This window comes from Arthrobacter sp. Cr_A7 (genome assembly GCF_029222765.1).
Classification (GTDB): Bacteria; Actinomycetota; Actinomycetes; order Actinomycetales; family Micrococcaceae; genus Arthrobacter.
Genome location: NZ_JARHXQ010000302.1, coordinates 1 through 7,571 on the forward strand (window position 1 = coordinate 1; position 7,571 = coordinate 7,571).

Consider the following 7,571-nt stretch of genomic DNA (forward strand, 5'->3'; position numbering starts at 1 on the left):
GTCTCCCGTTGGGCGACGTCGGCACTTACTGCGTGCCGGCGTCGTCCCCGGAAGACTGCTCCCCAAAATCAGTGTCCGCCGGATCAGAGTCCGTTGGTTCCAGATCCGTAGGCTCCACGTCCGGGGCTTGCACGTCCTGGCCGGCGCCCTCATGCCCCGACGGTACGCCGTCCGGAACCGGTCCGGCGGCGTCCGCCGGCGCCGTCTCCTGTTCCGAAGCCTCGGCTTCCTGGTCCTGCCCGTCCTCGGGCCGGACCCGTTCCGCCCACGGCACCCACTCCGGGGCCAGGATGGAATCCTCGGACGGCAGCAGGCCCAGCTCGCTGACGGTAACCACTTTGGAACGGGAGTTGCGGGTAAGAACCGCGTACCACTGCCACCCTGCGTAGCCGGCAAGCTTCGACTCGAACAGGTGCGTCACCAGGCGGTCGCCCTCGCTCTTGGCTGCCAGGTGGGGCCCGATGTCGGAGGCAGCGGTGATGCCCTCCAGGGCGGCGCGGGCAGTGTCGACGGCGGCAGCCAGGAAGGCATCAGGCTTTCCGGTCCGCCACACCGGCACACCTGCCGGCGGGCGCTTTGCAACGCTTTTCGCACCGGCGGGGGCTGCGGTCCCGGCCTCCCCCGGAGTGGGACCTGCCTGGTCCTGCGCCTGTGCCGCCGGCTGTTCAGCTTCCGGACTCATCGGTGCCTAAACGTCCAGCTCGTCGGCAACCTTACGCAGGGCAGCGGCGATGGCCTTGCCCTTGTTGCCTTCCGGGTATTTGCCTTTGGACAGGGTGCCGGACAGGTTGTCCAGCACGCTCACCAGGTCCTGGACCAGCGGAGCAAGGTCCCTTGCGCTGGGCCGTTTGGCCTTGGCGATGGACGGCGTCTTGTCCAGGACACGCAGGCCCAGGGCCTGCGCACCTTTCCGGCCGTCGGCAACGCCGAACTCCACGCGGGTGCCGGCCTTGAGCTCCGTTACACCCTCGGGCAGCGACGATTTGGGCAGGAAAACCTCCTGGCCGTCCTCGCCTGCGAGGAACCCGAAGCCCTTGTCCTTGTCATACCACTTGACCTTGCCGGTAGGCACGTAATCAACCTTCTTCGTTCTGCTGTCGTGAGACACGGCCGGCCGCCACCGCATCCGCAGTGTTGTGCGGGTTCAAGGTATGGCAGCTGCAAACCGTGTTGGTCTGTATCTTTCAAGGTTATCCTGCCCGGTGCCCGAATCCTGCTTTCAACGGCGTCAGGTAACGCCGTTCACGCCCGCCGCCGCAGGGGCTGTAGCGTTACGTCCATGACACCCTCGCGATACCGGCGGCCCATCATGATCGTCGCCGCAGTCATTGCCGTGCTCTCCCTGGCCGCCGTGGGAGCCGTCATGGCGCTTGCCTTCGCCGGCTCGGTGGCGCCGGCGTGGGTCACCTATTCCGCACTGTACGGCTTGCCTGTGGCGTTCCTCCTTATGCTTTTCCTTGTTCTGGACAGTGTTGCCGGGCGCCGCCGGGCAGGAAAGCCTGACCAGCGGTAACGTTGGACTGATGTCCCTTATTCGCGCGCTCAGCAAGGACCTTGAGGCACGCAGCGATGACTCGTTGCGGGCGCTGTTCGCCGCGCGGCCGGACCTCATCTCCCCCACTGTTCCGGATTTTTCCGCCCTCGCCGCACGGGCAAGTGCACGGGTCAGCGTCCAGCGGGCCCTCGAACGGCTCAACCGGCCGCAGATGCAGGTCCTCGAAACCCTCCATTTGTGCACCAACACGGACACTGAGCACAGCGCCTCGGCGGCCGGGCTCAGGAAAATGATCTCCGGCGCCACGCTCGCCGCAGTTGAACGGATCCTGGCAACGCTGCAGGAACTGGCCCTGGTACACCGGGCATCGCCGCCGCACGGAACCCCGTCCTCCGCCGCCAGGCAGCGCTTCTACCTTCCGGTGGGCTGCCTCAAGGACGTGGTGGGCCTTTACCCGGCAGGCCTGGGCAGGAGCTACACCGAGCTGGTCCGCCTCCAGCCGGCGTTCGCGCAGCGGGCGGTCCAGCTGGTCTCCGAACTGCACCGCAGCGGCGTCGCGATCCACGACGCCACTACCCCCATGGAGGCAGCCCTCGCCCTCCAGCACTGGACCTCTTCCCCCGAGGCGCTGCAGGAGATCCTCGCCGGAGCCCCTGAGCGGACGACGGCGTTGCTCGCCAGGTTCCGCAACTGGGCCATGGGTGCCGTCCCCCAGGCGCAGCGCAAAGCCTCCATCACCACGGAGGGGTCCGACGTCGGGCCCGTTGACTGGCTTCTGGCCCGCGGCCTGCTGGTGCCGCTGGATGCTGCACACGTCGAGCTGCCGCACAGCGTAGGGGTGTCCCTGCGTGGCGGAGCCATCATCAACGATTTCACGCTCTCACCGCCCATCCCGGAACTGGGCCGGACCACCGCACTGCTGCGCAGGAACGCGGCGATGAGTGCCATCTCGGAAACCCTGCGGCTGGTGGGTGAGCTGCTGCATGCCGTACGGGAGCAGCCGCTCGCCACGCTGCGCAGCGGCGGGGTGGGGGTCCGGGAGATGCGCCGGCTCGCCGACGAGCTCCGGGTGGACCAGGCACGCGTGGGGCTGCTGCTGGAACTGTGCGGACTTGCGGGCCTGATCCGGCTCGATGTCGATTCCTCCTCCTGGGTCCAGCCCCCGCAGCTTGAGTGGCTTGTCCTCCCCCGCCAGGAACAGTGGCTGTGGCTGGTGAACGCCTGGCTGGCCAGCGAACGCGTCCCGTCGCTGGTAGGCCAGCCCGTCAACGGGGCCCAGGGGGCTGGAGGGCACCGCACGGCCTCCGGCAGCACCATCGTGGCGTTGTCCGCCGAGCCCCAGCGCCCCGACGCTCCCGTGATCCGCAAGCGCATCCTGGAAATCCTGCACCAGCTCACCACCGAAGCGGCAGCGCCGGACGGCACGGCGCCGGTGCTCGACGCCGCCGCGGTCCTCCAGCGTGCCGAGTGGGCCCAGCCACGCATGGCGCGGCGGTTCAGTTCGTTGATCCGGGGCGTCCTCGCCGAAGCCGAACTGCTCGGCCTGGTGGGATCCGGCGCCCTGAGCCAGCTGGGCAGCGCCTTCGCCGAAGACCGGCCCGATGCCGCCCTAGACATCCTGGGCGAGCACCTGCCTGCCGCGCTGAACCACGTCCTCCTGCAGGCCGACCTGACCGCCGTCGCGCCGGGCTACCTGGCCCCTGAACTGACCGAAAAGCTTCTGGTGATGGCCGATGCCGAAGGCCAGGGCCCCGCCACCATCTACCGGTTCTCGGACAACTCCATCCGGCGCGCCCTCGACGCCGGCTACGACGCCGCCGGCCTGTTGGACTTCCTGCGGGAACACTCCGCCACCGCCGTTCCCCAGCCGCTTGAATACCTCGTGGAGGACACGGCGTCGCGGCACGCCAGGCTGCGGGTAGGCGCGGCCGCCAGCTTTATCCAGAGCGACGACGAATCAGCCCTTGCCGAGCTCCTGTCCGGGCCCAAAGCAGCCCGGCTGGGCCTGGTCCGCATCGCGCCCACTGTCGTGATAGCCACGGCGCCGCCGCGGGAGGCAGCCCAGGTCCTGCGGAGCCTGGGCCTCTCCCCCACGGTCGAAGGAACAGAAGACCCCGCAGTCCGGCTCCGCAAAACTCCTGCCGCCCAGGAAAGCCTTCGGCCGGTCTACACGGCACCGCGCACTGCGCCGGCAGCCGAGGACGTGGACGCCCAACTGGCCGTGCTGCGGCACGCCGCTCCCGCCGTCGGACGCCATGCCCACGGCGGCCAGGCCCCGTCAGGGGACCAGTCAGGCGAAGCGGCCACCCAGCTGGGGCTTGAGGCCCTGCAGCGTGCCATCAGGCTGAAGCAGCGGATCAGCATGAACGTGGTGGACAGCCTGGGGAATGCCAACCTGGAAATCGTTGTTCCCTTATCGGTGAGCGGCGGACGCGTGCGGGTGTTCGACCCCGCAAAGGAAACGGAACGCGTCCTGTCCATCCACCGCATTATCGACATTGAGGCTGCAGAAGAACTGCACCAGTGAAGGACTCCCCCGCGTGAACGACGGACCCCTGATTGTCCAGAGCGATAAAACCATCCTCCTGGAGGTGGACCATGAGCTGGCCACCGAGGCGCGGCACGCCATTGCCCCTTTCGCCGAGCTGGAACGGGCCCCCGAACACATGCACAGCTACCGGCTGACGCCGCTCGGACTGTGGAATGCCCGCGCCGCCGGCCTCGACGCGGAGAGGGTCCTCGATACGCTGTTGAAGTACTCGCGGTTCCCGGTGCCGCATTCGCTGCTGATCGATGTCGAGGAAACGATGTCGCGGTACGGCCGGCTGCGCCTGGAAAAGGACCCCCAGCATGGACTGGTCATGCGGACGGACGACTATCCGGTCCTGGAGGAAGTGATCCGGGCCAAGAAGATCCAGCCCCTGCTGGGGCCCCGGATCGACGGGGAAACCGTGGTGGTGCACGCCTCCCAGCGCGGACAGCTCAAGCAGCTCCTGCTCAAGATCGGCTGGCCCGCTGAGGACCTGGCGGGCTACGTGGACGGCACCCCGCACCTGATCGCCCTGAACGAGGACGGGTGGAAGCTGCGGCCCTACCAGCAGCTGGCCAGCGAGAATTTCTGGGCCGGTGGCAGCGGCGTGGTGGTGCTTCCCTGCGGGGCCGGCAAAACGCTGGTGGGGGCAGCGGCGATGGCCACGGGATCAACCACTACCCTGATCCTGGTCACGAATACCGTGGCCGCCCGGCAGTGGAAGGACGAACTGCTGAAGCGCACCACCCTGACGGACGACGAAATCGGCGAGTATTCCGGGGCGGTGAAGGAAGTCCGTCCCGTGACCATCGCCACGTACCAGGTCCTCACCACCAAGCGCGGCGGGTTGTATCCGCACCTGGAGCTGGTGGACGGCCACGACTGGGGCCTGATCATCTACGACGAAGTCCATCTCCTGCCGGCGCCGATTTTCCGGATGACGGCGGACCTCCAGGCCCGGCGCCGGCTGGGGCTCACCGCCACCCTGGTCCGGGAGGACGGCCGGGAGGGCGAGGTGTTCAGCCTGATCGGCCCCAAGCGCTATGACGCGCCGTGGAAGGACATCGAATCCCAGGGGTACATCGCCCCGGCCGACTGCGTCGAGGTCCGGGTGGACCTGCCGAAGGACGAACGGGTTGCCTACGCCATGGCCGAGGACGCTGACAAGTACAGGCTGTGTTCCACCTCCGAATCCAAGACCCTGGTGGTGGAGGAGCTCGTGGCCAGGCATGCGGGTGAACAGCTGCTGGTGATCGGGCAGTACATCGACCAGCTGGACGACCTCGGCGCGCGGCTGCAGGCACCGGTGATCAAGGGCGACACGTCGGTGAAGGTGCGCCAGAAGCTCTTCGATGCCTTCCGGGCCGGCGAGATCCAGACGCTGGTGGTGTCCAAGGTTGCCAACTTTTCCATTGACCTGCCGGAGGCCTCGGTTGCCATCCAGGTGTCCGGTTCCTTTGGATCACGGCAGGAGGAGGCGCAGCGGCTGGGCAGGCTGCTGCGGCCCAAGAAGGACGGGCGAGCGGCCCGCTTCTACTCCCTGGTGGCCAGAGACACCCTGGACCAGGAATTCGCCGCGAAGCGCCAGCGATTCCTTGCCGAGCAGGGCTACGCGTACCGGATCATGGATGCCAAGGACGTGGGCCAGCCCGGTTAGTCCCGGAACGGCAGAGTTGGTGTCAGCCCACGTGGAAGCCGGATTTAGGCGTGCCAAAATCCACGTCTGCGGTAACCCACATTCCGTCCGTGGCTTCATTGCCACGGTAAGGCCCCGCAAGTACGCTCAGAGCGCTGGGTTACACATCGGTAACAGGTCCCGAACTCAGATCGGGATTTAGGACTTGGCTTTCGCAGCCAGGTCCGTTTCGAAGAACGCCGTACTAATGCGCAGATCGACCAGCCTTTCCACCGGCACACATCCAGCAATGACCGCTGTCTACGTGCCGCACAGCCGACTCCGTTCCGCAAAGAAGCGACAACCGGAGTAGTCCGGCCGGGCCCTTCTGCGCGGGCCACGGCCGATCCATATTGGGGAGATGCTGGGATTTCATCGGTGCCAGGTCGTTTTTCTGCGCCCGAATCATCATTCGCCACGTTGAAGTGAGCACACATTGAAAAACATCACTCGCGCCCGTTGGGGCGCAGGACTCGCCTGTCTGGCGTTAGTCCTTGCCGGAACGACCGGGGCCCAGGCGGTCCTGCCGGACACCACTTTCGAGGGCAGCGACGGAAATCTCGCTGTCACCACCGCCGGCAACACCGACTGGGATAATGTCGCCGGCAAGCATACCGGCATAGACAAGCCCTCCGGGAAAACCGACAACGCTTTCGGACAGGGCACCAAGGAAGACAACGCCGCAGCGACGATCGTGACCGGCTCCGTCCCACCCAACAAGAATGACCTGACCCGGTTCTATGAGGCTTCAGAACAAGCAACCAACGGCGATATCTTCCTTTATCTGGGTTGGGAGCGGCTGGTCAACATCGGCAATGCCAACCTGGACTTCGAGATCAACCAGGAGGCAACCGAGGGATTTACCGCCTCGCTGACAGGCCCCGTGACCCTTAATCGCACACCTGGCGATCTGCTGATCAATTATGATTTCGGTGGAAGCGGCACCCCCACCCTGGGCCTCAACTTCTGGCTGACGACAGAGAATAGTGAAACCGCGGACGACTGCTATTCAGCCAACTCCCTTCCGTGTTGGGGAAACCACCTGGCCCTTGGGGACGCAACGGTTGCCGAGGGCGCCGTCGACCCTGTTACCGGCCTGTTTGGTGAGGCTGCGATCAATCTGACAGACGCAGGCGTGTTCCAGGAAGGCGTATGCACCGCCTTTGGCAGTGCTTTCGTTAAGAGCCGTTCCTCCTCCTCATTTACCGCGGAACTGAAGGACTTCATTGCCCCCGTTGATGTCGAAATCAGCAACTGTGGCAGCATCACAATCAACAAGGTGACTCAGAACGAACCTGTTCCCGGCACCCAGTCCTTTGCCTACACCACGTCGTCTAATTTGACGGGCTTCTCCCTGAAGAACGGGGAGTCGGAGGAGTTCCTGGCGCTGCCGTCAGGCACCTACTCTGTGACTGAAGCGGCGCAGACCGCGCCGTGGAGCTTCGTTTCCCTGACCTGCAGCACGACAACGGGGGTGACGATCACGGACCAGCAGGTGTCAATTGCACTCGGAAATGGCCAGCATGTGAGCTGCACCTACACAAATGCTTTTGCAAAGGCGCAGCCAACCGTCTCCACAACCCAGGACCTGATCCCGAATGACAACTTCCTCCTGTCAGGCGGATTGGGTTCAGTCACCGGGACCGTTACGTTCAGCCTGTATTCGCCCAGCGATGCCAGCTGCGCAGGAACCCCCGCCTACACCCAAACGGTCACGGTCAATGGCAACGGTACGTACAGCACCGCCAACACCGCGTTTCATGCCACGGCTGAGGGAACGTGGCGCTGGGCATCAAGCTACAGCGGGGATGCCTACAACCTCGGTGCAGCGTCCGCCTGTGGTGTTGAACAGTTCACTATCGACAACAGCT

Annotated in this window: 6 protein-coding genes; 4 read left to right on the forward strand and 2 right to left on the reverse strand. The window is 65.7% G+C overall.

Annotation, left to right across the window (positions count from 1 at the left end; genetic code table 11):
- Nucleotides 1-25: 25 nt before the first annotated feature.
- A complete protein-coding gene (locus P2Q66_RS17870; RefSeq protein WP_275730317.1) occupies nt 26-682 on the reverse strand; it encodes a DUF3027 domain-containing protein in 657 nt (218 codons plus the stop codon).
- Nucleotides 683-688: 6 nt separating this feature from the next.
- Nucleotides 689-1,072: a cold shock domain-containing protein gene (locus P2Q66_RS17875; protein ID WP_009358151.1), complete on the reverse strand. Its 384-nt coding sequence runs from the start codon at nt 1,070-1,072 to the stop codon at nt 689-691.
- Nucleotides 1,073-1,279: 207 nt separating this feature from the next.
- Here P2Q66_RS17875 and P2Q66_RS17880 point away from each other — a divergent pair, with 207 nt between their 5' ends.
- The 4 genes from P2Q66_RS17880 to P2Q66_RS17895 all read left to right on the forward strand — a co-directional run.
- Complete coding sequence (locus tag P2Q66_RS17880; protein WP_079597841.1) at nt 1,280-1,513, forward strand: hypothetical protein; 234 nt, start codon at nt 1,280-1,282, stop codon at nt 1,511-1,513.
- Between the two features lie 10 nt (nt 1,514-1,523).
- Nucleotides 1,524-4,022, forward strand: a complete 2,499-nt coding sequence (locus P2Q66_RS17885) for a helicase-associated domain-containing protein (protein ID WP_275730321.1) — start codon at nt 1,524-1,526, stop codon at nt 4,020-4,022.
- Nucleotides 4,023-4,035: 13 nt separating this feature from the next.
- Nucleotides 4,036-5,682: a DNA repair helicase XPB gene (locus tag P2Q66_RS17890; RefSeq protein ID WP_115524206.1), complete on the forward strand. Its 1,647-nt coding sequence runs from the start codon at nt 4,036-4,038 to the stop codon at nt 5,680-5,682.
- A gap of 454 nt (nt 5,683-6,136) precedes the next feature.
- On the forward strand, nt 6,137-7,571 hold a 1,435-nt coding region (locus tag P2Q66_RS17895; protein ID WP_275730322.1), incomplete at its 3' end, for a hypothetical protein.

Bases quoted from the DNA above. Each gene is read 5' to 3' on its own strand.
- P2Q66_RS17870 (WP_275730317.1), bottom strand. From the start codon at position 682: ATGAGTCCGGAAGCTGAACAGCCGGCGGCACAGGCGCAGGACCAGGCA.
- P2Q66_RS17880 (WP_079597841.1), top strand. From the start codon at position 1,280: ATGACACCCTCGCGATACCGGCGGCCCATCATGATCGTCGCCGCAGTC.
- P2Q66_RS17885 (WP_275730321.1), top strand. From the start codon at position 1,524: ATGTCCCTTATTCGCGCGCTCAGCAAGGACCTTGAGGCACGCAGCGAT.